23 protein-coding genes and 1 tRNA gene are annotated in these 24,644 nt (G+C 68.9%); 18 read left to right on the top strand and 6 right to left on the bottom strand.

All coding sequences use genetic code 11. From position 1 onward, the window contains the following. Window positions 1–70: 70 nt before the first annotated feature. Window positions 71–523 carry a ribosomal maturation YjgA family protein gene (locus J2T21_RS09320; RefSeq protein ID WP_307580722.1) on the bottom strand — a complete coding sequence of 151 codons (453 nt, stop codon included), beginning with the start codon at window positions 521–523 and terminating at the stop codon, window positions 71–73. A 4-nt stretch (window positions 524–527) separates the two neighbouring features. Continuing rightward, window positions 528–1,157, bottom strand: a complete 630-nt coding sequence (locus tag J2T21_RS09315; protein ID WP_307580717.1) for a vitamin K epoxide reductase family protein — start codon at window positions 1,155–1,157, stop codon at window positions 528–530. 568 nt (window positions 1,158–1,725) lie between these two features. Here J2T21_RS09315 and J2T21_RS09310 point away from each other — a divergent pair. The 12 genes from J2T21_RS09310 to J2T21_RS09255 all read left to right on the top strand — a co-directional run bounded on the left by J2T21_RS09310 (window position 1,726) and on the right by J2T21_RS09255 (window position 14,851). Then, window positions 1,726–5,106, top strand: coding sequence for a ribonuclease E/G (locus J2T21_RS09310; RefSeq protein ID WP_307580711.1), 3,381 nt, complete (start codon window positions 1,726–1,728; stop codon window positions 5,104–5,106). Window positions 5,107–5,300: 194 nt separating this feature from the next. Further along, a complete protein-coding gene (gene rplU / locus J2T21_RS09305) occupies window positions 5,301–5,609 on the top strand; it encodes a 50S ribosomal protein L21 (RefSeq protein WP_007272816.1) in 309 nt (102 codons plus the stop codon). A 48-nt stretch (window positions 5,610–5,657) separates the two neighbouring features. Beyond that, window positions 5,658–5,912: a 50S ribosomal protein L27 gene (gene rpmA / locus J2T21_RS09300; RefSeq protein WP_071216447.1), complete on the top strand. Its 255-nt coding sequence runs from the start codon at window positions 5,658–5,660 to the stop codon at window positions 5,910–5,912. Between the two features lie 150 nt (window positions 5,913–6,062). Beyond that, window positions 6,063–7,634: a GTPase ObgE gene (obgE, locus tag J2T21_RS09295; protein ID WP_307580709.1), complete on the top strand. Its 1,572-nt coding sequence runs from the start codon at window positions 6,063–6,065 to the stop codon at window positions 7,632–7,634. A 10-nt stretch (window positions 7,635–7,644) separates the two neighbouring features. Next, window positions 7,645–8,784: a glutamate 5-kinase gene (gene proB, locus J2T21_RS09290; RefSeq protein WP_307580708.1), complete on the top strand. Its 1,140-nt coding sequence runs from the start codon at window positions 7,645–7,647 to the stop codon at window positions 8,782–8,784. 80 nt (window positions 8,785–8,864) lie between these two features. Continuing rightward, a complete protein-coding gene (locus tag J2T21_RS09285; RefSeq protein WP_307580705.1) occupies window positions 8,865–10,184 on the top strand; it encodes a glutamate-5-semialdehyde dehydrogenase in 1,320 nt (439 codons plus the stop codon). A gap of 105 nt (window positions 10,185–10,289) precedes the next feature. Further along, window positions 10,290–10,511 (top strand): hypothetical protein, encoded by a 222-nt coding sequence (locus J2T21_RS09280; protein ID WP_307580703.1) that lies wholly within the window; start codon window positions 10,290–10,292, stop codon window positions 10,509–10,511. After that, a complete protein-coding gene (gene nadD / locus J2T21_RS09275; RefSeq protein WP_083411489.1) occupies window positions 10,504–11,145 on the top strand; it encodes a nicotinate-nucleotide adenylyltransferase in 642 nt (213 codons plus the stop codon). The genes J2T21_RS09280 and nadD overlap by 8 nt, the downstream gene beginning before the upstream one ends. A gap of 12 nt (window positions 11,146–11,157) precedes the next feature. After that, on the top strand, window positions 11,158–12,768 hold the full coding sequence (locus J2T21_RS09270) for a hypothetical protein (protein ID WP_307580702.1): 1,611 nt from the start codon (window positions 11,158–11,160) through the stop codon (window positions 12,766–12,768). A gap of 42 nt (window positions 12,769–12,810) precedes the next feature. Continuing rightward, window positions 12,811–13,224, top strand: a complete 414-nt coding sequence (gene rsfS, locus J2T21_RS09265) for a ribosome silencing factor (RefSeq protein ID WP_071216454.1) — start codon at window positions 12,811–12,813, stop codon at window positions 13,222–13,224. A gap of 73 nt (window positions 13,225–13,297) precedes the next feature. Continuing rightward, window positions 13,298–13,373 (top strand) — tRNA-Ala (locus J2T21_RS09260). A 461-nt stretch (window positions 13,374–13,834) separates the two neighbouring features. Then, the gene (locus tag J2T21_RS09255; protein WP_307580699.1) at window positions 13,835–14,851 is read left to right on the top strand and encodes an NADP-dependent oxidoreductase; all 1,017 of its coding nucleotides are present in this window, start codon (window positions 13,835–13,837) and stop codon (window positions 14,849–14,851) included. A 34-nt stretch (window positions 14,852–14,885) separates the two neighbouring features. Here J2T21_RS09255 and J2T21_RS09250 read toward each other — a convergent pair whose 3' ends face one another. The 3 genes from J2T21_RS09250 to J2T21_RS09240 form a co-directional block, all read right to left on the bottom strand. Beyond that, entirely contained in the window at window positions 14,886–16,373 is a 1,488-nt protein-coding gene (locus tag J2T21_RS09250; RefSeq protein ID WP_307580698.1) for an amino acid permease, read from the bottom strand. Between the two features lie 290 nt (window positions 16,374–16,663). Further along, window positions 16,664–18,034, bottom strand: a complete 1,371-nt coding sequence (locus tag J2T21_RS09245) for an FAD-binding oxidoreductase (RefSeq protein WP_307580696.1) — start codon at window positions 18,032–18,034, stop codon at window positions 16,664–16,666. 362 nt (window positions 18,035–18,396) lie between these two features. Continuing rightward, window positions 18,397–19,164, bottom strand: a complete 768-nt coding sequence (locus J2T21_RS09240; RefSeq protein WP_307580694.1) for an alpha/beta fold hydrolase — start codon at window positions 19,162–19,164, stop codon at window positions 18,397–18,399. A 158-nt stretch (window positions 19,165–19,322) separates the two neighbouring features. Between J2T21_RS09240 and J2T21_RS09235 the strand changes: the two genes are divergently transcribed. The 4 genes from J2T21_RS09235 (at window position 19,323) to J2T21_RS09220 (ending at window position 21,797) form a co-directional block, all read left to right on the top strand. Further along, window positions 19,323–19,928 carry a helix-turn-helix domain-containing protein gene (locus tag J2T21_RS09235; protein ID WP_307580692.1) on the top strand — a complete coding sequence of 202 codons (606 nt, stop codon included), beginning with the start codon at window positions 19,323–19,325 and terminating at the stop codon, window positions 19,926–19,928. Further along, window positions 19,925–20,476 carry a hypothetical protein gene (locus J2T21_RS09230; protein WP_307580691.1) on the top strand — a complete coding sequence of 184 codons (552 nt, stop codon included), beginning with the start codon at window positions 19,925–19,927 and terminating at the stop codon, window positions 20,474–20,476. The genes J2T21_RS09235 and J2T21_RS09230 overlap by 4 nt, the downstream gene beginning before the upstream one ends. 600 nt (window positions 20,477–21,076) lie before the next feature. Beyond that, window positions 21,077–21,436: a hypothetical protein gene (locus tag J2T21_RS09225; protein ID WP_307580689.1), complete on the top strand. Its 360-nt coding sequence runs from the start codon at window positions 21,077–21,079 to the stop codon at window positions 21,434–21,436. A 10-nt stretch (window positions 21,437–21,446) separates the two neighbouring features. Next, window positions 21,447–21,797, top strand: coding sequence for a zinc ribbon domain-containing protein YjdM (locus J2T21_RS09220; protein WP_307580686.1), 351 nt, complete (start codon window positions 21,447–21,449; stop codon window positions 21,795–21,797). Window positions 21,798–21,889: 92 nt separating this feature from the next. On the opposite strand, the gene J2T21_RS09215 is transcribed toward J2T21_RS09220, so the two are convergent. Next, window positions 21,890–22,519, bottom strand: coding sequence for a TetR/AcrR family transcriptional regulator (locus J2T21_RS09215; RefSeq protein ID WP_307580684.1), 630 nt, complete (start codon window positions 22,517–22,519; stop codon window positions 21,890–21,892). An 81-nt stretch (window positions 22,520–22,600) separates the two neighbouring features. On the opposite strand from J2T21_RS09215, the gene J2T21_RS09210 reads away from it, so the two are divergent. Both J2T21_RS09210 and J2T21_RS09205 read left to right on the top strand, forming a co-directional pair. Further along, entirely contained in the window at window positions 22,601–23,725 is a 1,125-nt protein-coding gene (locus tag J2T21_RS09210) for a flavin-containing monooxygenase (protein WP_307580682.1), read from the top strand. A 103-nt stretch (window positions 23,726–23,828) separates the two neighbouring features. Beyond that, window positions 23,829–24,644 (top strand): YggS family pyridoxal phosphate-dependent enzyme, encoded by an 816-nt coding sequence (locus J2T21_RS09205; RefSeq protein WP_307580680.1) that lies wholly within the window; start codon window positions 23,829–23,831, stop codon window positions 24,642–24,644.

Raw genomic sequence — 24,644 nt, 5'->3', positions numbered from 1 at the left:
GATCCTGCCGGCCGAGCGGACGGAACCGGATTCCTGGTCCCGTCCCGGATGCCTCGGGGGGCACTCCGGGTCAGGCTGCCGTTGCCCGGGCGCCGCGGGCGCGCAGCAGGTATCCGGCCACCAGGTCGACGCCAAGGGCCAGCGCGGTCCCGAGGCCGTAGGCGAGCAGGTCCAGCGGAACGAAGGTGGTGCCCAGCACCAGCCGCACCGGCGGGAAGAATGCGGCGAGGTCCGCCGGGATGTCGGTGAGCTGCAGCAGCTCGATGAGCACGCAGAACACCAAGGCCGCCAGCGCGTTGGCGACGTGCCCGGCGCGCGGCCGCAGGAAGGTCGCCAGCACATAGACCAGCACCGCGTAGAGGACCCCGCCGGCCAAATCCGCCGCCGGCCCCGACCCGAGGAACCTGGCCCCCAGGCCCAGGGCGATGACCGGCAGCACGCAGGCGGCCGCGCCCAGGCGGCGGGAGCGTGCCGCCGCCGCGGGGGAGCGGCGGGCAGGCGCGGTGGCGGCGGAAGCCGGCACGGGCTCAGGCGCCAAGGAAGGCGCCGGGGAAGCGCAGCACGACGCTGGCCGCGGTGAGCACCAGCAGCACGATGACCGCGACCCAGGTCCACTCGGCGACGGCCTTGCGCACCGGAACCGATGCCGGGATCACCCCGTGGGCGATGTTGCGTGAGGTGGTGTACAGGAACATCGGGATCATCATCGCCCACACGACCATGCAGTACAGGCACAGGGCGTTGATCTCGTACAGCGCCTGGGACCAGAGCCAGATAATGAACACCATCGCCAGAGACACCCCGACCTGGATGCCGACCCAGTACCAGCGGGCAAAGCGCGCCCCGGCCAGCAGCGCCATGCCGATGGTGATCACGATGCCGAAGCCGACGATGCCCAAAAACGGGTTGGGGAAGCCCAGCAGCGCGGCCTGGGAGGATTTCATGACGGTGCCGCAGGAGACCCAGGGATTGAAGTCGCAGGAGGTGACGTAGTCGGGGTTCTTGTACAGGGCGATGCGCTCGAGCACCAGGATGCCCGAGGCGATCCAGGCCACCGCGCCGGTGAGCACCAGGAACAGGCCGAAGCCCCGTGCCTGGGCCAGGCGGGGCAGCTGCTGCTCGTTGCTTGGCGGCGCTGCGGTGTCGGACTTGCTCATCGGGTGCTCCCTTGTGGCTGGTGGTTCTGGCCCCGGCGCGGCCACCGGCATCCGGCACACGTGCCACGCCGGGCCGGGATTTGTTGCTGGCCCCGCTTGAAGTCTAGTGGCCGCCGCCGCCCGCGCCCATGCCCCGCGCCCCGCGTGGGACAACCGGCGGGGCAATGCCTCCGGGCGCCGCGTGTCGCCGATGTTCGGGTCGGCGGCATCCTTCGGCGTGTCGGTATGAGACAATTGCAGTGGTTGTTCGTGGATCCACAGTCTGCTTTCAACCCAACGACAGGCTTTCAAGCCCGATTGCGATGCATCTGCTGCCAAGAGACCGCCTATACGAAGGTCTTCAGCGAATACCGCGATATGGTCGCCGCAACGTAAAGCGGCTTGCTTGGAAAAGCGCCGTTGGTCTTGCACGGATGCCGCGCCCCCATAGTTGGTAGGCGCACCCGGGCCGGGCATATCAAAGGACTTCCGCTGGGACACGCGGCCACAAGGCCCGGTTCAGCGAACCAACCAAGGGCGAGCAGCTATCTGTGGGAGCGTTCGACCCGCCGAGGAGCACTCTTTTAACATGGCACTGAATCGCGACGAATCAAAGGCAGCGATGGGCCAGGGCCCCAAGGGCCGCACCCGCACCACCCGCCCACCGCGTGGCAACTTCAACGAACCCTCGCCGCCGCCGCCGCGCCGGGCCATGACCCTGGCCGAGCTCAACGACGCGGCAGCCGCACCAACCAGGAAGGTGCGCGCCAACGTTTCCCCGCGCGCCGCCACCGCCCGCCGTGGTTCGGACCCCCGCAACGCCCCGGCCCGCCAGGGCAGCGACGCGACCGTTGAATCGGTCGTCGCGGCGGCCACCGGCCAGGCGCCGGTCCAGGCACCTGCCGCCGACACCGTGAAGGCACCGGCCAAGGCCCCGGCCCGCCGCGGCCCGCGCCGCGCCACCTCCGGGGTCACCTCCCCGGGCACCACGGCCGTCGAGCCGGACGCCGTCATCGAGGCCCCCGCGGCACAGGCCGCCGCCGAGGCCAAGACCGAACCCATGCTCGAAAAGGCCGAAGCTCCCGTCGAGGAAGCAGCAGCGTCCAAGGCCGCCGCCAAGCGCCCGGCCCGCGGACGCAGCCGCAAGGCCACCTCCCCGGCCACCGGCACGGAGGAATCCGCCTCCGCCGAAGCGGTCGAGTCGCCTGCCGCCGTCGAGCCCGCAGCCGAAGCCACCGAGGAACCGGCGCAGGACGCAGAGCCGGCCAAGGCCGCACGGCGCCGCCCGGCCCGCGGCGGACGCGGCACCCGCGCCACCCAGGACACCGAACCCCAGGACGCCCCGGCCCGGCCCGCGGCCGAAGCCCCGGAGGGCGAAGCCGAGGCGGCCGAGGAGGCAACCGCCGAACTCGAGCCGGTCGCCGTCACCGATCCGTTCGCCATCCCCGAATCCGCACTCTCGCTGATCTTCCAGGCACCGACCCTCCCGGCCGCCGCCGAGGAAGCCGGCGACGAGGACGAGGACGAGGGCCACGCCGGCAACGGCCGCCGCTCCCGCCACGATTCCGACGACGAGCACGGGGACGAGGCGGGCGTCGTCTCCCGCCGCCGCCGCCGTCGCCGCCGCGGCGAGGCCGACCTCGAATTGACCGGAGGCTCGGAGAACGACCCGCCGAACACCATCACCCGGGTCCGTGCCCCGCGCGCCACCCTGGAACCCGTCGTCTCCAACAAGGTCACCGCCGTGCGCGGTTCCACCCGCCTGGAAGCCAAGCGCCAGCGCCGCCGCGACTCCCGCGAATCCGGCCGCCGCCGCCAGGTCATCACCGAGGCCGAGTTCCTGGCCCGCCGCGAATCCGTCGACCGCCAGATGATCGTCCGCCAGCGCGAGGACCGCATCCAGATCGGCGTCCTCGAGGACGGCATCCTGGCCGAGCACTTCGTTTCCAAGACCCAGCAGGACTCGCTCATCGGCAACGTCTACGTCGGCAAGGTGCAGAACGTGCTCCCGTCGATGGAGGCCGCATTCGTCGACATCGGACGCGGACGCAACGCCGTGCTCTACGCCGGCGAGGTCAACTGGGACGTCGCGGGCCTGGACGGCCAGCCGCGCCGCATCGAGCACGCCCTGAAGTCGGGGGACACCGTCCTGGTGCAGGTCACCAAGGACCCGGTCGGCCACAAGGGCGCCCGCCTGACCAGCCAGATCTCCCTGCCGGGCCGCTACCTGGTGTACGTGCCGGGTGGCTCGATGACCGGCATCTCGCGCAAGCTCCCGGATGTGGAGCGCAACCGCCTGAAGAAGATCCTCAAGGACCACCTGCCGGAAAACGCGGGCGTCATCGTGCGCACCGCCGCCGAGGGTGCCTCCGAGGAAGAGTTGATGAACGACATCAACCGCCTGCGAGCCCAGTGGGAAGGGATCGAGGCCGCCTCGACCTCCACCAAGACGCTGGCCCCGGAACTGCTTTACGGCGAGCCGGATTTGACCATCAAGGTGGTCCGCGACGTCTTCAACGAGGACTTCACCAAGCTGATCGTCTCCGGCGACGAGGCCTGGGACACCATCGAGGCCTACGTGACCTACGTGGCCCCGGACCTGGTCTCGCGCCTGGAGAAGTGGGAGTCCGACGAGGACATCTTCGGCCACTACCGCCTCGACGAACAGATCCACAAGGCCCTGGACCGCAAGGTCTTCCTGCCCTCCGGCGGCTCGCTGGTCATCGACCGCACCGAGGCCATGACCGTGGTCGACGTGAACACCGGCAAGTACACCGGATCCGGCGGAAACCTCGAGGAAACCGTCACCAAGAACAACCTGGAGGCGGCCGAGGAGGTCGTGCGCCAGCTGCGCCTGCGTGACATCGGCGGCATCATCGTCATCGACTTCATCGACATGGTCCTCGAGTCCAACCGCGACCTGGTGCTCCGCCGCCTGGTCGAGTGCCTGGGCCGCGACCGCACCAAGCACCAGGTTGCCGAGGTCACCAGCCTTGGCCTGGTGCAGATGACGCGCAAGCGCATGGGCACCGGTTTGCTGGAAGTCTTCGGCGAGAACTGCGAGGCCTGCAACGGCCGCGGCGTGATCACCCACGACGAGCCCGTTGAGCACCGCCGTTCCTTCAACTCGGCCGGCGAGCTGCACGGCTCGAGCCACCGCGCCGCCGAGAAGCCCTCGCGTGCCGAGCGCCGACGCCGCAACCGCGGTTCGGACTCCGAGCCCCACAGCGAGCAGGCACCCGCCGCGACCCCGGTCGAGGCCAAGGAGCCGGAGGACGCCGCCAAGGCCGACGCCGCGCGCACGGCCTTTGCCAACATCGCCGCCGCGGCACACGCAGCGCACGAGCACGAGGACGCCCAGTCCTCGGACGAGGGCGCCACGCTGACCGTGGCGGGGGAGTCCGTGACGGTTCCCGCCGCACGACGCAACCGCCGTGCCGGCTCCGCCGCAGCCGCCCCGTCGCTGACGCTGGAGAACCTGGAAGCCGCGCTTCCGGACCACTCCCCGGTCGCCGACCCGGCAGAGGCCTCCGCCGCAGCGGACGAGGACGAGTCGGGCAATGCACGTCCGGCCCGCACCCGGACCCGCCGCAAGGCCCGCGCCAAGGCAACCGAACCGGCAACCGCCGAGACGGACGCCGAGGCGCCTGCCGCAGCAGCCGCACCGGTCATCTCCGGTGTTGCCGGCCAGGCCTCGGACGACGCCCCCGTGGCGGAGCCTGCGGCAACGGCAACCAAAAAGACTTCGGGCCTCGAGCCGGTGGCGCGCGTCAAGCGCAGCCGCCGTGCCACGAGCCCGCAGGGCGGATCCGACGCCGCAGTTTCTGTGGCATCGGACACGCTTGCGGCATCGGGTACATCCCATGTTGCTTCGCTCGCTGACCAAACCAAGGCCGAAAAGCCGCTAAACGCCGCGAATGCGCCGATTATGCTGGGTGTCGGGGTACCGGTCAACGAGTTGAAAGAGTAGGGATCTTGACGACTCGCGGGGTCAGGCTGTATTTGCCCCCGCAGCGCTTTTTAGCGTAGTCTAGATCCTCGGTGCGAACGCCAGCTATCGGATTCTTCCGCTCGGCGTGCCAGCACAGCGCAATCCCCGGGCTCGTTTTGGGGTAGTGATGCGCAGCAAGACATATTGAACGTCGAGTAGAAGTGAGTACCCACGTGGTGTACGCAATTGTCCGCGCTGGCGGCCGCCAGGAAAAGGTTTCTGTTGGAGACCTCGTTACCCTTGACCGCCTGAAGGCTGCCCCCGGCGCCTCCATTGAACTGCCGGCCCTGTTGCTGGTTGACGGCGAGAAGGTAACTTCGGCTGCCGACGAGCTGGCCAAGGTTACGGTGACCGCTGAGGTCGTTGAGAATCTTCGCGGCCAGAAGATTGTCATTCAGAAGTACAAGAACAAGACCGGTTACAAGAAGCGCCAGGGTTTCCGCGCTTCGTTGACCAAGGTCAAGGTCACCTCGATCGCTTAATTGCGGTTGTTTCCAAGAATTCTCATTACCTGAAGGTAGGCACATTCAATGGCAAGTAAGAAGGGCGCGAGTTCCACTCGCAACGGTCGCGACTCCAACCCCCAGTACCTGGGCGTGAAGCGCTTCGGTGGTCAGGTTGTTTCCGCCGGTGAAATCATCGTTCGCCAGCGCGGCACCCGTTTCCACCCGGGCGCCGGCGTGGGAATCGGCAAGGACGACACCCTGTTCGCACTGGAAGCCGGAGCTGTCGAATTCGGCACGCGCCGCGGCCGTAAAGTCGTGAACATCGTTACCGCTGGCTAACTAAGCGCGTAACCGCATTCATTACACTGTAGAGGGTGGGCCGCACGGCTCACCCTCTATGTGTTTTTCCAAAACCCCTGTGTTTTGCCGCCTCCCGTCCCCGGGAGCAGCGCGCGGAACGCCACCCTTTTTTGCTAGGAGCTTTCAACCGTGGCAGCCTTCATCGACCGAGTGGTCCTCCATGTCTCCGGTGGTACCGGTGGGCACGGCTGTGTCTCCATCAAACGCGAAAAGTTCAAGCCCCTGGGCGGGCCCGACGGCGGAAGCGGCGGCAACGGCGGAGACGTGATCCTGCGTGTCGACGCCCAGACCACCACGCTGCTGTCCTACCACCACTCGCCGCACCGCCACGCCGGCAACGGCGAGGGCGGCAAGGGAGACCTGCGCCCCGGCAAGAACGGCGAGACCCTCATCCTTCCGGTGCCCGAGGGCACCGTGGTCAAGACCCGAGACGGCGAGATCCTTGCCGACCTGATCGGCGACGGAACCGAATACATCATTGCCGCCGGCGGCCTTGGCGGCCTGGGCAACGCAGGTTTGTCCAGCCAGCGCCGCAAGGCCCCCGGATTCGCGCTGCTGGGCACCCCCGGCGCCTCCGCCGAGGTTGTCCTGGAACTCAAGTCCGTAGCCGACGTGGCCCTGGTGGGCTACCCCTCGGCCGGCAAGTCCTCGCTGATCGCCGCGCTGTCAGCCGCGCGCCCCAAGATCGCCGACTACCCCTTCACCACGCTGGTCCCGAACCTCGGCGTCGTGCAGGCCGGAGAGGTCCGCTACACCGTGGCCGACGTCCCGGGCCTGATCCCCGGGGCCTCCGAGGGCCGCGGCCTGGGCCTGGAGTTCCTGCGCCACGTCGAGCGCTGCGCCGCCCTGGTGCACGTGCTTGACTGCGGCGCCCTGGAAGCGGACCGCGACCCGGTCTCCGACCTGGACATCATCCAGGCCGAACTCGACGCCTACGAGGTCGACTCCTCGTTCGCCGGCGCCGACGGCCAGATCATCCCGCTGAACGAACGCCCGCGCCTGATCGCCCTGAACAAGGTTGACATGCCCGACGGACGCGACATGGCCGGATTTGTGCGCCCGGAACTGGAGAAGCGCGGCTACCGCGTCTTCGAGGTCTCCGCGATGACCCGCGAGGGACTGCGCGAGCTGTCCTTCGCGATGGCCGAACTGGTCACCGAGGCCCGCGCCAAAATCGAGGCCGCCCCGCTGCCGGTTCCCGTCGAGGTGTTGCGTCCGCGCGGCACCAAGGCCAGCCGGGCAGGGTTCATCATCCGCAAGGAAGAGCGCAACCTCGAGCCGCTCTACCGCGTGATCGGCGAAAAGCCCGAACGCTGGATCATGCAGACCGACTTCCGCAACGACGAGGCCGTGGGCTACCTGGCCGACCGCCTGGCCAAGCTGGGCGTCGAAAACCAGCTGTACAAGCTCGGTGCCAAGCCCGGGGATGCGGTGGTCATCGGCTCCGAGGTCGACGCCGTGGTCTTCGACTGGGAGCCGACCATGGCCGCAGGCGCCGAGCTTCTGGGCTCTCGCCGCGGACAGGACGAGCGCCTGGCCGAATACGGTGCACGCCCCTCGCGCGACGAGAAGAAGGCGGTGCACGAGGCGCGCAAGGGCGCCAAGGCCGCCGCCCGCGAAGACCTGGAAGCCGAGCGCAAGGCCGGAATCTGGACGGAGTCGGTCAACTACAAGCACCAACTACCCAAGTCCGGGGAGTAACCGAGGAACAGTGCGCGCCACACACCAGCCCTCGGGCATCACGCAACGCCAGGACCTGCCCCGCGCCTCGCGCATCGTGGTCAAGGTCGGTTCCTCGTCCCTGACCACGCTGGCCGGGGGCATCTCCGAGGAGGCCCTCAGCTCCCTGGTGGACCGCCTCGCGGCGGTCAACACCGCCGGGACCGAGCTGATCCTGGTTTCCTCCGGAGCCATCGCCGCCGGACTGGCGCCCCTTGACCTGGGGCGCCGGCCGCGCGACCTGGCTACCCAGCAGGCTGCGGCCTCGGTGGGCCAGGGCCTGCTCATGGCGAAGTACACCCAGGCGTTTTCCGCCCACGGGATCACGGTCGGCCAGGTCCTGTTGACCGCCGACGACCTGATCCGCCGCCAGCAATACGCCAACGCGTTCCGCGCGCTGAACCGGTTGCTGGCCCTGGGCGTGGTGCCGATCGTGAACGAAAACGACACCGTGGCCACCCACGAGATCCGCTTCGGGGACAACGACCGGCTCGCGGCCCTGGTGGCGCACCTGGTCAAGGCCGACGCGCTGCTGCTGCTCTCGGACATCGACGCGGTCTACGACGCCCCGCCGAATGCCGGGGGCGTGCGCGTGCCGTCGATCGAGCGCGCGGAAGACCTCGAGGCGTTGCGCATCGGGTCCACCGGATCCGCGGGATTGGGCACCGGGGGCATGGCCACCAAGGTCGAGGCCGCCACCATGAGCGCCGAATCGGGCATCCCCACCCTGGTCACGTCCACCGCCAACGCCGCAGCGGCGCTGGCCGGCCAAGACGTGGGCACGTGGTTCTCCGCCCGCGGCGGGCGGCGTTCCACCCGGATGCTGTGGCTGGCGCACCTGGCCACCACCCAGGGCCGGCTGCTGCTGGACCCGGGTGCGGTGCGCGCCGTGGCCTCCGGGGTCGCCTCGCTGCTGCCGGCCGGGATCACCGGGATCAACGGCTCCTTCGAGGCCGGGGACGCGGTGGAGATCACCGACGGCTCCGGGCTGGTCATTGCCCGCGGCCTGGTCAACTTCTCCTCCGCGGAACTGCCGCAGATGCTCGGGCGCTCCACGCACGAGCTCGGCGAGGACCTGGGCAGCTCCTACGAACGCGCAGTGGTGCACGTCGACGACCTGGTCGTGGTCTAGCAGCGCAGCCGCGACCGAAGCCCGCCCCCGTGCTTAACATGGGGGCGGGCTTCGGTGCATCCACCGTAGAATAAGGGATTATGAGCCAGAACATTGATGCAGCCTTCACCCTGACCGATGCCGCCCAGGACACCGGCGGGCCCGAGGCCGCCACCCTCGCCGTGGCCAGGCTGGCCGACCGCGCCCGCGCCGCCTCGCGCGTGCTGGCCCGGGCGGACCGCAACTGGAAGGACCGGGCGCTGCTGGCCATCGCGGCCTCGCTGGATGCCAACCGCAAGGCCGTGATCAAGGCCAACGCCAAGGACATCGAGGCCGGGCGCGCCAACGGCACCACCGAGGCGCTGCTGGACCGGCTGCGCCTGAACGACGCGCGCGTCGACGCGCTGATCGCCGCCCTGGAGGAACTGGCCGGGCTGCCGGACCCGGTGGGCACCGTGCTGCGCGGACAGACCCTGCCCAACGGGCTGAGGTTGCGCCAGGTGCACGTGCCCATGGGCGTCATCGGCGCCATCTACGAGGCCCGCCCCAACGTCACCGTCGACATCGCCGGGCTGGCATTGAAGAGCGGAAACGCGGTGCTGCTGCGCGGGGGAAGCGCCGCCGCACACTCCAACGAGGCGCTGCTGGCCCTGATCCGCGACGCCCTGGAAACGGTGGGACTGCCCGCCGACGCCGTGGCCTCGGTCGATCCCTGGGGCCGCGACGGCGCCGACGCGATGATGGGGGCGCGCGGCAAGATCGACGTGCTGATTCCGCGCGGCGGGCGCGAGCTGATCCAGCGCGTGGTCACCACCGCCAGCGTCCCGGTCATCGAGACCGGTGAGGGCAACGTGCACATCTACCTCGACGAGTCCGCCGATGCCGCCATGGCCGCCCCGATCCTGCTCAATGCCAAGACCCAGCGCCCCTCGGTGTGCAACACCGTTGAGACCCTGCTCCTGAACGCTAAGGCCGCCGCGGCCCCCGAGGTGCTTGCCGCGCTGTCCAGGGCCGGGGTGCGCCTGCACGTAGATGCCCGCGCGAAGGCGCTGGCCGGTGGCATCCCGACCATCGACGCCGTCGAGGAGGACTGGGACACCGAATACATGGACCTGGACCTGGCCGTGGCCGTGGTTGACGACCTGGATGGTGCGATCAAGCACATCCGTGCGCACAGCACCGGTCACACCGAGGCGATCCTGACCAACAACCTTGCCCATGCCGAGCGCTTCATCGCCGAGGTCGACTCGGCCGCGGTGATCGTCAACGCCTCCACCCGGTTCACCGATGGCGGGCAACTGGGACTGGGTGCCGAGGTCGGCATTTCGACGCAGAAGATGCACGCCCGCGGTCCGATGGGCCTGCGCGAGCTGACCACGACCAAGTGGATTGTGCAAGGCGATGGGCATGTTCGTTCGTAGCCGCGTGCCAAGGTGGGTACGATAGAGGCTAACGAGACAAAATAGTTACAACAACGTGCCGTGCGCGCCTGCGCGGGCCCGGCACACATAGCAACCTGGAGAAACATGTTTACCCAGTCCCTGAACGCGGCGATCCTGGCTTCCGAGTCCACCGGTGGAATGGCCACCCAGACCCAGGCGCTGCTTGTCGGCGGCGGAATCTTCCTGCTGTTCATGCTGATGCTGCTGATCACCATGTCCTACTCCAACGTGGGAAACCGCCACCAGGTCAAGCCGGAACCCGAGGACACCCACCGTACGCACACCAACAAGCACGGCCATCACTAGCCGTCTCGAGGCCGAACGTACGGACCGCCCATTTCGCCTAGGCGTCATGGGCGGCACCTTCGATCCGATCCACCACGGGCACCTCGTGGCAGCCAGCGAAGTCGCCTCGGTCTTCGACCTTGACGAAGTCGTGTTCGTGCCCACCGGGGAACCGTGGCAGAAGTCGGACCGCGACGTGGCCCCGGCCGAGCACCGCTACCTGATGACGGTGATCGCCACCGCGGCAAACCCCCGCTTCACGGTGAGCCGGGTGGACATCGACCGACCCGGCCCCACGTACACCATCGACACGCTGCGGGACCTGCGCGCACAGCGTCCGGAGGCGGAGCTGTTCTTCATCACCGGCGCGGACGCCATGGCGCAGATCATGGGGTGGAAGAACGCCGAGGAGCTGTGGCAGCTGGCGCATTTCGTGGGGGTCACCAGGCCCGGCCACGAGTTGCCGGTGCTGGACCGCAACGACGTGTCGCTGATGGAGGTCCCGGCGATGGCGATTTCCTCAACGGATTGCCGTGAACGGGTGCGGACCGCGCATCCGGTCTGGTATCTGGTGCCCGACGGCGTGGTGCAGTACATCGCCAAGTACAAGCTGTACAACGACAAGAACAACGCAGTAAGCAACGGCCAGGAATAGAGACGGCCGGGAATGGACAAGATGAGCGACGAGACCGGGCCCGCGCTCAGCAGGCGAGCCCTGCGGGAGCAGCGACGTGCCGAGGCCGAAGCCCAGCTTGCCCGCGAGGCGGCGGCGGGCCAAAAGCCCGTGCCCCCCGCACCGAAGCCCGAAGCGGCCAAACCCGCCGCAGCGAAGCCGGCGGCGGCCAAGCCAGCGGCGGAAGTCCCCGTGCCCAAGGCCACCGTGCCGACGGCGCAACCCGCTCCCGGAATTGTCCAGAAGCCTGCCGCCAAGCAGGCCGAAAAGCCCGCCGTTGCCAAGCCGGTCGAGAAGCCGGTCGAGAAACCTGCAGCCAGGCCGGCTGCTGCAACGCCTGCCGCCACGCCCGTCGAAGAGCCCGTGGATGCCAAGCCGGTGCTGGAACCGGCGGAACCTGCGCGCAGCCGTCGCGCCGCCACCGGTGCAGTTGACGCGATGCCGGAGCGCACCGAGCGCACCTCCCTGCAGCGTGCCCGCGACCGCGAGGCACTGCGCACCCGTCGCCGCCTGGAACAGGAAGTCTCCGAACTTTCACCCAAGGACCCTGCCCCCGCCGAGGACCCGGCGCCGCTGACGCGCAAGCAGATGCGCCTGCAGGCCCTGGGTGCCGCGAAGGACGCGGGAGCCGCACAGGCCCCGGCAGCCGCGCAGTCCGCACCCGCACCCAAGGCCACGCCGGCACCGCCCAAAGCAGCACCGGCCAAAGCAGCAGCGGCCAAGCCCGCGCCCGGCAAGCCGGCCTCGGCCAAGCCAGCAGCGGCCCAGCCGCCAGCCGACCCCGAAACCCCCTCGCCGCAGATGAGCGTCGAGGAGGCCCTGGCGTTGCGCCAGCGCTCCGGCGGTGCCGCCCCGAGCGAACCGCTGCTCATCGCGCCCGAGGAAGACCTGGCCAACGTGGACCTGGAGGTCCTGGCCCAGCAGCGGGAGCTTGCCGCGCGCGCCGCGATCATTTCCCGCCGCGCCGCCGAACGCCTGCGCATGCAGGAGGAAAACACCCAGCGGGCCGGTGCCCGCCGCTCGGACCCCTTCACCGGGGCCATGAACCACCTGGTTGAAGAGGACATCGAGAAGAAGCTGGTCAACACCGGCATCTCCGGTCCGCTGACACGTGGCTACAACATCGCCATGACCGACCAGGGCACCATCGTCGAGGAACCGCAATCCACCGCGGCCCCGGCCACCAAGACTCCGGCTTCGGCGCCCCGGGCGCCCCAGCCGACGACCCCGGCAGCGAAAGCCCCGGCGGTCACACCTGCGCACAAGCCAAAGGCTGCTACTCCGGCCCAGGCATCGGCTGGCGGCTCCAAGCCGCCCGCCGCGAAACAAGCTGCCGCAGCAGCACCGGCCAAGGCCCCCGCGGCCCCGGCCGCCGGCAAGGCGGTGGCGGCACCCGAATCCAGGGCTCCCCGCGCCGAAGATGTTGGGCCCTCGACGTCTCGTCCTCCCGTGCGTGCCGTGCGCGCCCAGGGGCTCGAGCCGTTGGACGTGCAGACCGCCGGAATGCGCCGTGCCAACAACATGTACTTGATGGTCATCGCGGCCTTGTCCGTTGGAGGCGCGGCCCTGGTGGCCGGCCTCATCATGTTCCTGAACTCCAACTAGCGCGCTTTTGCGACGCCACAATTCCCTCAAGGAGAACCCCCTATGAGCGCCCACGAACATTCCATCAACCTGGTCAAGGCCGCGGCACTGGCCGCCGCCGAGAAGCAGGCCGAAAACCTGATCGCCCTTGACGTTTCCGAGCGCCTCGGTGTCACCGACGCCTTCCTGATCGCCTCGGCTTCCTCCGAGCGCCAGGTCAACGCGATCGTCGACGAGGTCGAGGACAAGCTGGCCGAGGAGTTCGACATCCGCCCGGTACGCCGCGAAGGCCGTGGCGCGGGCCGCTGGGTCCTGCTCGACTACGCGGATGTGGTCATCCACGTCCAGCACAACGAGGACCGCGTCTTCTACGCCCTGGAGCGCCTGTGGGGCGACTGCCCGCTCATCGAGCTGCCGACCACCGGCGAGCCCGCCACCGACATGTCGCACATCGAAACGCTCCCCGATTCGCTCTAGGGTCCCTCGATTTGCGCCACGCGTTTTGTGTGGCCTATGATGGTTGAGTTGCCCGCAAGGGCGGCTCTCATCTGGGGGTATGGCGCAGTTGGTAGCGCGTCTGCATGGCATGCAGAAGGTCAGGGGTTCGAATCCCCTTACCTCCACCAGATAGCAAGAATAAAAAGGTCTCCGGCTCAGGTCGGAGGCCTTTTTTGTGTCCCGATGCGGCCGGGGCCGCAGCCGCGTTCTGCAACCCTGCTGGCGATCCCTGGTGCCGCTTGGCGGCGGGGCGGCCGCCACACGGGCTCAACCGCGACGCGGCGTTGCCGTCGAACCGGTCTGCCACGGGAGCCGGCGTGCCGGCATCCAATCGTGCCAACCGCCACCGTGCATTGCCTCCGCGGGAAACCGGTTCGGCCGCCCGCCGCCCGGAAGAACGAACTCCGGAATCGGATGTGGTGGATTTCCGTACCGGTTCCCGGGGCCGAGGGTCGCCGGACACTGAGAGCGGGATCACGGTGGCCTGTCCGGTGTGGGCGTGTAGATTCTAGGTGCACCTGCCCCGCCGGATGATCGCCTGAAGTGTTCGCCGTGAAGCGTGGTGATCCCTGGTGCGACGGAGGAAAACATGAAAGCCATTGCCTACACCAGGTACGGCGGCCCGGAGGCCATGACGGTCCTGGAACTGCCCGAACCGCGACCCGCCGCCAACCAGGTTCTCGTCAAGGTCGCCGCTGTGGGACTGAACCCGGTCGACGCGATGCAACGGGCCGGAACCATGAAGATGCTTCACCCCTACAAGTTCCCGAAGATCGCCGGGAACGAACTCAGCGGGGTCGTCACCGCGCTCGGTCCCGGGGCCTCCCGCTTCGCGGTGGGGGACCGGGTGGTTTCACGCGTGGGCAAGACGGCGCTGGGTGCCCTGGCCCAGTACCTGGCCATCGACGAAGCCCTGGTGGCCCCCGCGCCGAAGTCCGTTGCCCTGGTTAATGCCGCGGCGCTGCCGCTGGCGGGCCTTACCGCGCAGCAGGCGCTGGGCCCCAAGCACCTGGACCTGCAATCCGGGGAACGGCTGCTGGTGACCGGCGGCGCAGGGGGAGTGGGCCTGCTGGCGATCCAGCTGGCCAAGCTGGCCGGGGCACACGTGACCACCACCGCATCCCCGGAGGGGCGCCAGGTCGTCGAGCAGGCCGGCGCGGATCTGGTGATCAACTACCGCGAGTCCAAGGTTTCCGATTACGCGGAGCAGTTCGACAAGGTGTTGGACCTGGTTGGCCTCGAAACGGACCTCGACGTGTTCACCCGCGTGCGCGCCGGTGGAAAGGTCGTGTCCATCACCGGGCCGCTGACCCCCGAGGGGATCCCGGAGGAGGTCTCCGGCCTGCGCCGGGCGCTGGTGCGCCCGGTCGCCGCAGCCATGAGCCGCAAGGCCAGGAAGGCGGCCGCCGCGGCCGGTGCCACGTATGATTTCTTCTTCATGGAGCCCGATGCCGGCGGGCTGGCGCTGCTGTGCGGGTTGGTCGATGCGGGGAAGCTGAAGCTCGGCATCGACAGCACCTACCCCTTGGACGATTTTGCCAGCGCCTTCGAACGCCTTGAATCCAGGCGCGCGAAGGGCAAGGTCATCATCGTGATGCCTTCCTGAGACGGCGAGGGCCCCGGTGCCCCGGTGAAGAAGCTCAAGGAACGGAGGTTGGTTGGTTCAGCCGGCTGTGCCTCCGCGAGTAGGCGAAATAGACGACGAAGCCGATGGCCAGCCAGATCACGAAGCGGATCCAGGTCTCCAGGGCCAGATTCAGCATCAGGTAGAAACAGACGATGACCGCGGCGATCGGGATCACCGGCACCCACGGCACCTTGAAGGCGCGCGGCAAATCCGGGCGGGTGCGGCGCAGCACCATGACCCCGATGGACACCAGCACAAACGCGGCCAGTGTGCCGATGTTGACCAGTTCCGCGAGCGTGGACAACGGCACGAAGGTGGCCAGGACGGCGATCGGGATGGCGGCAAGGATCGTGAACCGGTAGGGGGTGCCGAAGCGCGGGTGGGTCTTGGCCAGCGCGGCCGGGAAGAGTCCGTCGCGGGCCATGGCGAAGCCCACGCGGGTCTGGCCCAGGAACAGGATCATGCACACCACCACCAGCCCGATGCAGGCGCCGATCGCGATCAGGTCGCCCATCACCGGCAGCCCGGCGTTCACGAAGGCGGTGGCCAGCGGTGCCCCGTCGTCGGGGTCGATGTCCTTGTAGCTTTGCATGCCGGTGATCACCAGGGACACCGCCATGTAGAGCACCGTGACGATGACCAGGGAACCGAAGATGCCGATGGGCATGTTGCGTTGCGGGTTGCGTGTCTCCTCGGCGGTGGTGGCCACGACGTCGAAGCCGATGAAGGCGAAGAACACCATGGCGGCGGCGGCAAAGACCCCGCCGATGCCAAAGACGCTGGGATCGAGTCCGAAGATCGTTTGCACCAGCGGCAGGTGCAGTGCGCCGCCGCTGGAGGCCGCCGGGGATTGAGCCGGCGGGATGAACGGGGACCAGTTGGCCAGGTTGATGAAGAACGCCCCGACGATGATCACCGCGAGCACGACGAGGATCTTGATGGCCGTGACGACCTGGTTGATGCGGCTGGAGAGCTTCACCCCGGAGATCAGCACGATGGCCAGGCCGACGACCAGCAGTCCCGCGGGCAGGTTCAGCACGCCGTTTTCCGCGGTGGCGATCGCCTCGGGGATGGCGAAGGGGGTGCCGGACAGGACCACGCCCAGGTACTGGCTGAAGGAGGTGGCCAGGGCGGCGGACCCGACGGTGAATTCCAGGATCAGGTCCCAGCCGATGATCCAGGCCAGAAGTTCGCCCATGGTCGCGTACGTGTAGGTGTAGGCGCTACCGGCGGCCGGGACGCTGGAAGCCAGTTCGGCATAGCACAGGGCCGCCAGCCCGCAGCCGAGCCCGGCGATCAGGAAGGAGATCGAGATGGCCGGCCCGGCGTTGGACGCCGCGGCCTGTCCGGTGAGCACGAAGATGCCGGCGCCGATGCTCACCCCGACACCGAAGACGATCAAATCCAGTGCGCCCAGGTTCTTCTTGAGCTTGTGTTCGGGTTCCTCGGTTTCGGCCATCGTCTGCTCAATGGTTTTCGTGCGGAAAATTCCCCCTGACATGATGTGCCGCCTCGGGGTGGGAACGCGTGCTGCCGTGCTGGGCACCAACGTACGCCCGGGTGCGGGACACCAACAGGGCAAATAGTCCCCCGTGGAGGTGGCGGGCGGGTGCGCTGTTGCCGGTTCCGTCGCGCGTCGCCCTACGTATGCCACGAAGCGGTACATCCAAGCGCGCACGCGCGGGGGAGAAACCACCGTCGCTGCTGAAATTCGGGACGCCGCAAGCCAATGGCTGCGCCCATGGACCGGACGGGCACGTCGCGGGGGGATGTGGGCCCGGGGCCCGGAGCTCAGTCCAGCTGGTAGCCGAAGCGGAATCGCGAATCCGGGTCCCAGCCCGCCTTGATCCGGCGCAGGCGCTCGACGTGCCCGGGTTCCCAGGCCTTGCGCACATCCTGCGGGGCCCAGGAGAAGCCGCGGAAATTGATCGAGGGTCCCCCGTGGGACCACGGTTCCATGGCGTCCAGCACCGCCAGGCCACTGGCCGCCACCGCTTCCTGCAGCTGTGGGGCGTAGGGGCCGACCACGTTCACCGCGAAGGCGGCATCACGCCTGCCCACGGCGTTGGGGTGCTTGGGCTGGCGGGCGAAGGCGCCGCCCAGGTGGCGCAGCTCGGCCAGGATGAGCGGGACCTGCAGCTGGGGCCCGGCGGTTTCCAGCAGGGCGTCGATCGCGCCGGCATCCAGGGAGCCCAGCAGCAGCGAGGCGTCCCAGGCGGGCATCGGGTCGGTGGGGTCCTGGTGGACGGACCCGATCAGGGAGTACGGCATCATCGCCACCATGTCGACCAGCGCTCCGGCGGTGCCGCGCATGGGGGCGAGCAACGCCGCGCCCTGCTGGTCGCCGCCCACGTGGACATAGCGCAGGTGCACCGTGGTCTTGCCGCGCAACGGTTCGGGGAACTCCGGGGCATCGGGCAGCCGCAGCAAGGCGATGGAGACGGTCGTGGACTCGGGCAGGGAGCGCGCCCACGGGCCGAAGGCGTGGAACAGCTCCGGAGCGTGCTGCCCGGCAAAGAAGATGCCGCCGCCGTAGACCTCGGCGACCGGGTGCAGGGCGAACTGCAGCTGCGTGACGATGCCGACGGAGCACTTGCCGCCGCGCAGCGCCCAGAAGAGTTCCGGTTCCCGCACGGCGTCGACCTCGAGCGTGTCGCCGGAGGCGGTGACCATCCGCAGCGCGGTCACGTGGTCCGCGGCAAACCCGAAAGTGCGCCCCATCGGCCCGATGCCACCGCCCATGGTGTAGCCGACGACCCCGACCTCCGGGGAGGAACCGTTCAGCGGGGCCAGCCCGTGCGGTGCGGCCGCGGCAATGACCTTGCTCCAGCGCACCCCGGCCCCGACGCGCACGCTGCGGGCCTCCGGATCCAGGTCCAGTTCCTGCAGCCCCGCGGTGTTGACGAGCATCCCGCCGTGGGTCTGGGTGCCCAGCCCGTGGCCGGTGGCCTGCACGTGGACCTCCAGCCCGTGGTCGGCGGCATGGCGCACCGCGGCGGCGACGTCCCTGCTTGAGCGCGGCAGCACCGCGATGTCCGGCCGGAACTCGTGGGCCAGGTTGAATCCGAGGCAGGCGGCTTCGAACCCGGGGTCGGTGGAACCGAATACCTCGCCGTCGATCGCGGAGCGCAATGCGGAGGCGGCGATGCCGTTGGTGGCCATGGGTGGGTTCTCCTGGGGAGGCGGGTGCGCGGGTGGCGGCCCCGTGCGTGGTGGTGCTGCCGGCAGCCGGGCGGACGGCGTCGGATCGGGAGGCACCGCGGCTTCGCGGCACCGATTCGCCATCCCGGTGGGTGCCGCAACGGCACCATCGGGCCGATGGCGTGAGCCCCAAGGCACCCGGGGGTGCAAGTCAGGCGAGTGTTTCCCGGAAACCGGTGGTGTGCCCGGCGTTGGTGGTCCCCATTCCCTGCCGGGCGGTGGTTCCGGGGTGCTCCTGACTAAAGTGTCGCCGCAAATTCCGGCAAGTCAAGGGGTTGTCCGGGCGCCGCCCGGGGTGCGGTCCGCCGGCCAGGGCGCGGTGGCTAGGTGCGGGAGGCCAGGGCGTGGATGGCGGAGGTGATGACGGTGGGATGCCTGGACAGGATCCGCAGGTGGTTGGCCGGAACCGTGGAGAACAGCCGTACCCGCGCGTTGGCCCCGCAGGCCAGTGCCGCCGCGGCGCGCATCGTGCGCATTTCCGCCGCGGGGGAGCCCGGGTGCGGCCCCGAGCCTGCGATGATCAGCGCGGGGCAGTCCAGGGAGCGGTAATCGGGCAGCAGCCCCGCGTCGATCTCATCTAGCTCCACCACCAGGTCGGCGGCCCGGTGGTGCGCCAGCGTGGACATGATGCCCAGGGAGCCAAGCACGGCCATCGGTGCCTTGAGCAGCCGGTACTGCCTGCGGATGCGTCTTTGTGCCTTTTCGTGGAAGACCCGCACGGGGAAGTCACCGTCAATGAGCACGATCCCGGCAACCGCGCCCGGATGCGTGGCGGCGTAGCGCAGGGCCAGGGTGGCCCCGTGCGACCAGCCGACCAGGATGGGGTGCTGCAGCTTCGCGGCGGCGAGCACACTGGCCACGTCGTCCAGCGCCCCGGAAAACGAATAGTCCGCGTGGCTTGGCGAGCGGCCCCGTCCGCGGGCGTCAAAGGTCACGGTGTGGTGGTCGGGGGACAGGTCGCGCAGGACCTGCTTCCAATCGTGGCCGGTGGAAAATGCGCCGTTGAGGAAGAACACCTCGGGACCGGTGCCGGGCGAGACGGTGCAGGACAGCCGGGAGCCTGCACCGTGGACGATCAGGTGGCGGGGCATGGATGTTCCATCGCAACTATCCTCACCCCTTGGATGCTATGCCCCCGCGGATGGACGGGGCAACGGGGATGGCGGCGCCGCGCCAGCCGTTCGCCTTGTGTTTTCATCTACAAATCTTGAGGCTTGTAAAGAGTCATACAAGTCTGTACATTTGTGGAATGATCATCATCACCATAGACCAGCGCCGCTCCCGGTCGGGACCGGACAAGGTCGAGGCCCTGCTGCAGCGGCTGGCCACCGACTACGAAGCCGTGCGCGGATTCGAGCGAACCGCCGGCGACGAGATCCAGGGCGTGCTCCGGGACGGTGCCACCGCGGTAGCCCTGGCCCTGGACGTGGCACGCACGGGGGAATGGAGCGTGGGGATCGGCGTCGGGGCCGTGGAGACCCCGATGCCCGAGCAGACGCGCGCCGGCCGCGGTCCCGCCTTCGAACACGCCCGCGACGCCGTGGAACGGGCCAAGGGCTCCAGCGGGTCCCTGGCCCTGTCCGGGCCCGGCAACGGGGCCGAACGCCTGGAGGCCGAACTGCAACTGGTCGCGATGGTCAACGCGCGCCGCACCGAATCGTCGGCCGAAGCTGGCATATTGGTCTCCCGGGGCCTGACCCAACAGCAGGTCGCGGCCAGGCTGGGCATCTCGCAGCAGGCGGTCTCGGCACGGCTGGCCTCCGGGCTTTGGTACGAAGCCACCCGGCTGGCCGCCGCGGCAGGTGCGGCCCTGCACGAATATGCCCTGAACGCGGAAGGCGGACGACGCACATGAACTGGATTGCCTGGGTATTGCTCCTGGCGGTACTCGCCCTGGGTGCCCCGCGGTATTTCGCCGCTTCGGGCTTCCGCTGGCCGCTGAAGCAATCGCTGACCAGCGCCCTGCTGGTGGCGGCGCTGGCGCTCGCCGGAATCCTCGCCGCACTGGGCAACCACGCCCCCGGGGCGGGGCAGGTTCCCCCTGAGCTGGTCATCGTTGCCAGCGTGGCCGCGGCAACACTTGGCGGCGGGCCCGTCACGGAGACCGTCTTCCGGCTCGCGGCGTTCAGGCGGGCACGGGACCATGCCGGCGAAGACCACGACCCGGATGCCAGCCCGCTGCGCGGGGGCATGTGGATCGGGCTGCTGGAACGCGCGGCGATTGCCGCGACGCTCTGGGCCGCCTGGCCCGAGGGCCTGGCCGTGGTCCTGGCGGTGAAGGGTCTTGGCAGGTTCTCCGAACTCAAGCAGCACGCCGCCGCCGAGCAGTTCATCCTCGGGACCTTCGTCAGTGTCCTGTGGGCCTGTGCCGCGGTGGGCGTCGGTCGGCTTCTTGGTGCCTGAGGTCGCGGCGTGAACCAGGCACCGACGGCTTGCCCCGCCGGACCATGGACGAATGCAAGCCATGACGTCAACCCCGAATCCGTAGGCCCGGCCGCGGCCCGGTAACAAACACCGGACATGGTGGTACTTCTTGTGGGGATCGGCGCGGTCGGCGTGGGCCCGCTGCCGTGGCTGGCCACGGGCCTGGGGCTCCCGCTGCAGAACCTGCAGGCCATCGACACCCTGCACGAGGACATGCCCAGCGTGCTGCTGCCTTTCAGCCAGTACTTCCTCGCGCAGATCCTTTCCATAGTCATCCTGGGCCCGGGGTCGCCGGAGTGGCGGTCCGCGCAGCACCCCCGGCGGCGCGGGGCAGGCCTCCGCCCATGCAGGGATTGGAGCCTTCGCGACCCTCGCCTTCGCGACCATCGCCTGTGCGGCGATCCAGACCGCCGCGGTGGTCCGGGACGGCTTGGATGCCACGATGGCGGCGAACATCTACTTCGGCGGCGTGCTGGTCGTCATCGCGCTGGGCGTCGTCCTGGGGCTTGCGGCGTTGTTCCTGGTGGCCCGCGCCGGGCGCCGGGGGGCCTTGGTCGGCTGACCCCGGCGGCGTTGTCGGTGGAGCCGTGGCTGTACGCGCCAACGATGGTCCTGGGTGCGGGTACCGCGCCCCCGGTGGTTCCCGCGGTGTTGGCGGTGGCACGGTGGCTGCCTGTGGTCCTGGTCGCGGCGGCCATGGCCCGGTGCGGGGTCGGAACCGCACGGCAGGCGGTGGCGTGGGTGGTAAGCCTGCTGCTGCTCTGGCTGCTGCCCGTGGTGCTGGCGTTGGCCGTCGGGATTGCCGGGGTGTTCGCCGCGCGGGTGCGCCGTGCGGCACCGCCCACCGGCACCCAAGACAGGAAGCAGGTGTGCCGCTTCAGGGTCGCGGACGTGCCCCGGAAGCGGGTTTCGCGCCACCGATTTGTGCCCGCCGCCTAGAATGGGTGCCATGAGTGACGTTCTGCCATCGTGCCCGCATTGTTCAAGCCCCTACACCTACGAGATGGGTGCCCTGCTGGTCTGCCCCGAGTGCGCCCACGAGTGGACCGCCGAAGCGGAAACCGTCGAGGAGCCGCAGGAAACGGTCATCAAGGACTCGGTTGGCAACGTGCTGGCGGATGGCGACACCGTCTCCGTGGTCAAGGACCTGAAGGTCAAGGGCCAGGCCCAGTCCATCAAGGTCGGCACCAAGGTGCGCAACATCCGCCTGGTCGACCCCATAGACGGCCACGACATCTCGTGCAAGGTCGACGGTTTCGGGCCGATGCACCTGAAGTCCTCCGTCGTCAAGAAGGTCTAGCCGCACCCGGAAGCGGACTTTTGGCGCCGTCCTTTCCCTCGGGGGAAGGGCGGCGCCTTGCCGTGCCCGCGGGAATGGTCTTCGCTGCGCGTTCAGGAAAATGTGCCGGCCAGCGTCGCATGGCACCAGCGTTCGTAGCGCTCCGACGACCAGCCCCGTTCGGCGACCAGGAAACGGTAGGCCTGGGGATGCCCGGTGTTCCAGATCAGTGCCGCGACATCCTCGTCCTGTTGTCCGCCTTGCAGCCCCCCGCGGTCCCGCAGCAGGCCAGGCACCGCCAGGTAGCGCTCAAAGCGCTGGACATCGCGGGCCCGCTGCAGGGTCGCCGCCGCGGGATCCACCGCCGCGGCGTCGGAAAGGACCTTGTGGACCGGTGCCATGCGCCCGTTGACTTCGGCAAACCACGCCGACAGGACCGTTGCAACGTCGTCGGGCGTGGCGGTGCGCTCCAGCTCGGCGGCGAGGAACTCGAGCGGGGATGCCGGTGCACGTTCGCCCGAGGCCGCCTGGTCGATTATCCGGGACAGGATCTGCGTCTTGGTGCCCACCGAGTTGTAGATGGTCTGGACAGCTACCCCGCATTCGCGCGCCAGCTTCTCGATGGTGGTGGGGACGAAGCCCTGCTCCATGAAGAGGTTGCGTGCCGTGGAAATGATCAACGCACTGGTCTCGGCGCTCTGCTGCGCCCGGCGGTTGGGCTTGGCCATCGGGGTGGACTCCATGACAAAAGAATAGCGCTCCACTGACTGGAAGAGTATTCTAATGAACGAGGGGTCGCTACGCGCGGAACCAAGGAGTCCACCATGCAAAGCCAGACCAACAACCACGGCACGATCATCGTGGGAGCAGGCCACTGCGGGTTGTCCATGGCCCACGAACTGGGGAAAGCAGGCGAGGACCACGTCGTGCTGGATTCCGGGCCGGCACCGGGCAGCAGCTGGCGATCGCGCTGGGATTCCCTGCAACTTTTCACGCCCGCGGCACACGACGGGCTGCCGGGGCGCCGGTTCCCGGCCAGGCGCGGAGATCTTCCCATGGCCGGTGCCGTCGCCGACTACCTGGAAGCCTACGCCGAGGCCTTTGGCATGCCGATCCGTTCCTCGACCACCGCCACGGGCATGGACCTTGGCGCGGACGGGGGATTCACGGTGCACACCACCGACGGGATCTTCACCGCGGACCGCGTGGTCGTGGCCACCGGCGTCCACCAGGCTCCGAAGATCCCGGCGTTTGCCGACCGGATTTCCGCCGGCACGACCCAGCTGCATTCGAGCGAGTACCGAAACCCGCAGCTGCTTCCCGAAGGCCCGGTTGCCGTGGTGGGATTCGGCACCTCGGGGGCCCAGATCGCCTGCGAGCTGGCCGCCAGCCGGGAAGTCACGCTGTGCGGGAAACCGACCGCCCATGTGCCCGACGCCCTCATCCATTTCGCGCCGGCGCTGTACTGGCTGCTGGTCCACCGCATGCTGACGCGTTCCACGCCGGCGGGACGCAAGGTCGCCAAGGAGGTCCTTGCCCACGGTGCACCACTGATCGGCCTGACGGTGGAGGACGTCGACTCCGCAGGGGTCATCCGTGCCGGAAAGATCGCCGACGTGCGCGACGGCGTGATGGTGGCGCAAGACGGGACGGCAATCGAGGCATCCACGATCATCTGGGCGACGGGGTACCGGCCCGACTTCTCCTGGGTCCATGGCCTGGAAGTGGACGAGGCGGGCCATCCCTTCCACGACCGGGGGATCAGCACCCGGGTCCCCGGGCTGGGGTTCATGGGCCTTCCGTTCCAGTACGGGCTGACGTCCGGGATCATCGGTGGCGCGGGACGCGATGCCCGCTACCTGGCACGCCGATTGCCGCACCATGCGGCACCGGCCTCGCCGCATGCGTCCGGGCCTGGCGCAAATGAACTTGCACCCGATCGTGACTAGGGGCTCCGCATCGTCGTGCTATGTTGGCCGTGGCGCATCGACCCGCTTGGGCCCTGCGTTGAAGCATCCGAAGTTCCTCATCGTGAAAGACTCTGCCCCCGCCATGACATTGCCCGTGAACACCCCCGAACCCGCCGCAGCCCACGCCAGCTCCATCGAGGATTTCAAGCACAACCTTGCCTCCATCAGGGCCCGCATCGATGCCGCCGCGCGCAAGGTGGGGCGCGATCCCGCCTCGATCCGCCTGCTGCCGGTCAGCAAGACCGTGCCCGAGGACCGCTTGCGCCTGGCCGTTGCGGCGGGAATGGATTTCCTGGGGGAGAACAAGGTCCAGGAGGCCGCGCGCAAGGCCGAGAACCTTGCCGACATCCCGGGATTGAAGTTCTCGGTCATCGGCAACCTGCAGACCAACAAGGCGAAGTTCGTGGCGAAATTCGCCGACGAGTTCCAGGCGCTGGACAACATCCGCCAGGCCGCGGCACTGCAGCGCCGGCTCGAGGCCGAGGACCGCCAGCTCGATGTTTTCGTCCAGGTCAACACCTCCAACGAGGAAAGCAAGTTCGGGCTCCCGCCGGCCGAGGTGCAGGAATTCGTCGACCAGCTCCCGCAATTCGACCGGCTCCACGTCAAGGGCCTGATGACCCTGGCGTTGTTCAGCGATGACAAGGAGGCGGTGCGGGCATGCTTCGTGCGCCTGCGGGAGCTGCGTGACATGCTGCGCGAGAGCGCACCGGAGGGCATGGAGATCGAAGAGTTGTCCATGGGTATGAGCGGCGATTTCGAACTCGCCATCCAGGAAGGCGCCACCGTCGTCCGCGTGGGCCAAGGCATCTTCGGTGCACGGGCACTGCCCGACAGCCACTACTGGCCCGGGTTCGCCGGCGAGAAGCCCGCAGCGCCCAACACCGCCGCCCAGTAG

Origin of the sequence: Paeniglutamicibacter psychrophenolicus, assembly GCF_030812255.1 — a bacterium.
GTDB lineage: Bacteria > Actinomycetota > Actinomycetes > Actinomycetales > Micrococcaceae > Paeniglutamicibacter > Paeniglutamicibacter psychrophenolicus_A.
The sequence above is the reverse complement of the archived record's forward strand: the minus strand, read 5'-3'. Positions and strand labels throughout refer to the sequence as shown.

What these genes read in the sequence shown, in the direction of transcription:
- J2T21_RS09310 (WP_307580711.1), top strand. Translation starts at nt 1,726, where the DNA reads ATGGCACTGAATCGCGACGAATCAAAGGCAGCGATGGGCCAGGGCCCC.
- J2T21_RS09205 (WP_307580680.1), top strand. Translation starts at nt 23,829, where the DNA reads ATGACATTGCCCGTGAACACCCCCGAACCCGCCGCAGCCCACGCCAGC.
- rsfS (WP_071216454.1), top strand. Translation starts at nt 12,811, where the DNA reads ATGAGCGCCCACGAACATTCCATCAACCTGGTCAAGGCCGCGGCACTG.
- J2T21_RS09210 (WP_307580682.1), top strand. Translation starts at nt 22,601, where the DNA reads ATGCAAAGCCAGACCAACAACCACGGCACGATCATCGTGGGAGCAGGC.
- J2T21_RS09315 (WP_307580717.1), bottom strand. Translation starts at nt 1,157, where the DNA reads ATGAGCAAGTCCGACACCGCAGCGCCGCCAAGCAACGAGCAGCAGCTG.
- J2T21_RS09215 (WP_307580684.1), bottom strand. Translation starts at nt 22,519, where the DNA reads ATGGAGTCCACCCCGATGGCCAAGCCCAACCGCCGGGCGCAGCAGAGC.
- J2T21_RS09240 (WP_307580694.1), bottom strand. Translation starts at nt 19,164, where the DNA reads ATGCCCCGCCACCTGATCGTCCACGGTGCAGGCTCCCGGCTGTCCTGC.
- J2T21_RS09280 (WP_307580703.1), top strand. Translation starts at nt 10,290, where the DNA reads ATGTTTACCCAGTCCCTGAACGCGGCGATCCTGGCTTCCGAGTCCACC.
- J2T21_RS09230 (WP_307580691.1), top strand. Translation starts at nt 19,925, where the DNA reads ATGAACTGGATTGCCTGGGTATTGCTCCTGGCGGTACTCGCCCTGGGT.
- J2T21_RS09255 (WP_307580699.1), top strand. Translation starts at nt 13,835, where the DNA reads ATGAAAGCCATTGCCTACACCAGGTACGGCGGCCCGGAGGCCATGACG.
- J2T21_RS09285 (WP_307580705.1), top strand. Translation starts at nt 8,865, where the DNA reads ATGAGCCAGAACATTGATGCAGCCTTCACCCTGACCGATGCCGCCCAG.
- J2T21_RS09245 (WP_307580696.1), bottom strand. Translation starts at nt 18,034, where the DNA reads ATGGCCACCAACGGCATCGCCGCCTCCGCATTGCGCTCCGCGATCGAC.
- J2T21_RS09235 (WP_307580692.1), top strand. Translation starts at nt 19,323, where the DNA reads ATGATCATCATCACCATAGACCAGCGCCGCTCCCGGTCGGGACCGGAC.
- J2T21_RS09270 (WP_307580702.1), top strand. Translation starts at nt 11,158, where the DNA reads ATGGACAAGATGAGCGACGAGACCGGGCCCGCGCTCAGCAGGCGAGCC.
- J2T21_RS09250 (WP_307580698.1), bottom strand. Translation starts at nt 16,373, where the DNA reads ATGTCAGGGGGAATTTTCCGCACGAAAACCATTGAGCAGACGATGGCC.
- J2T21_RS09220 (WP_307580686.1), top strand. Translation starts at nt 21,447, where the DNA reads ATGAGTGACGTTCTGCCATCGTGCCCGCATTGTTCAAGCCCCTACACC.
- rpmA (WP_071216447.1), top strand. Translation starts at nt 5,658, where the DNA reads ATGGCAAGTAAGAAGGGCGCGAGTTCCACTCGCAACGGTCGCGACTCC.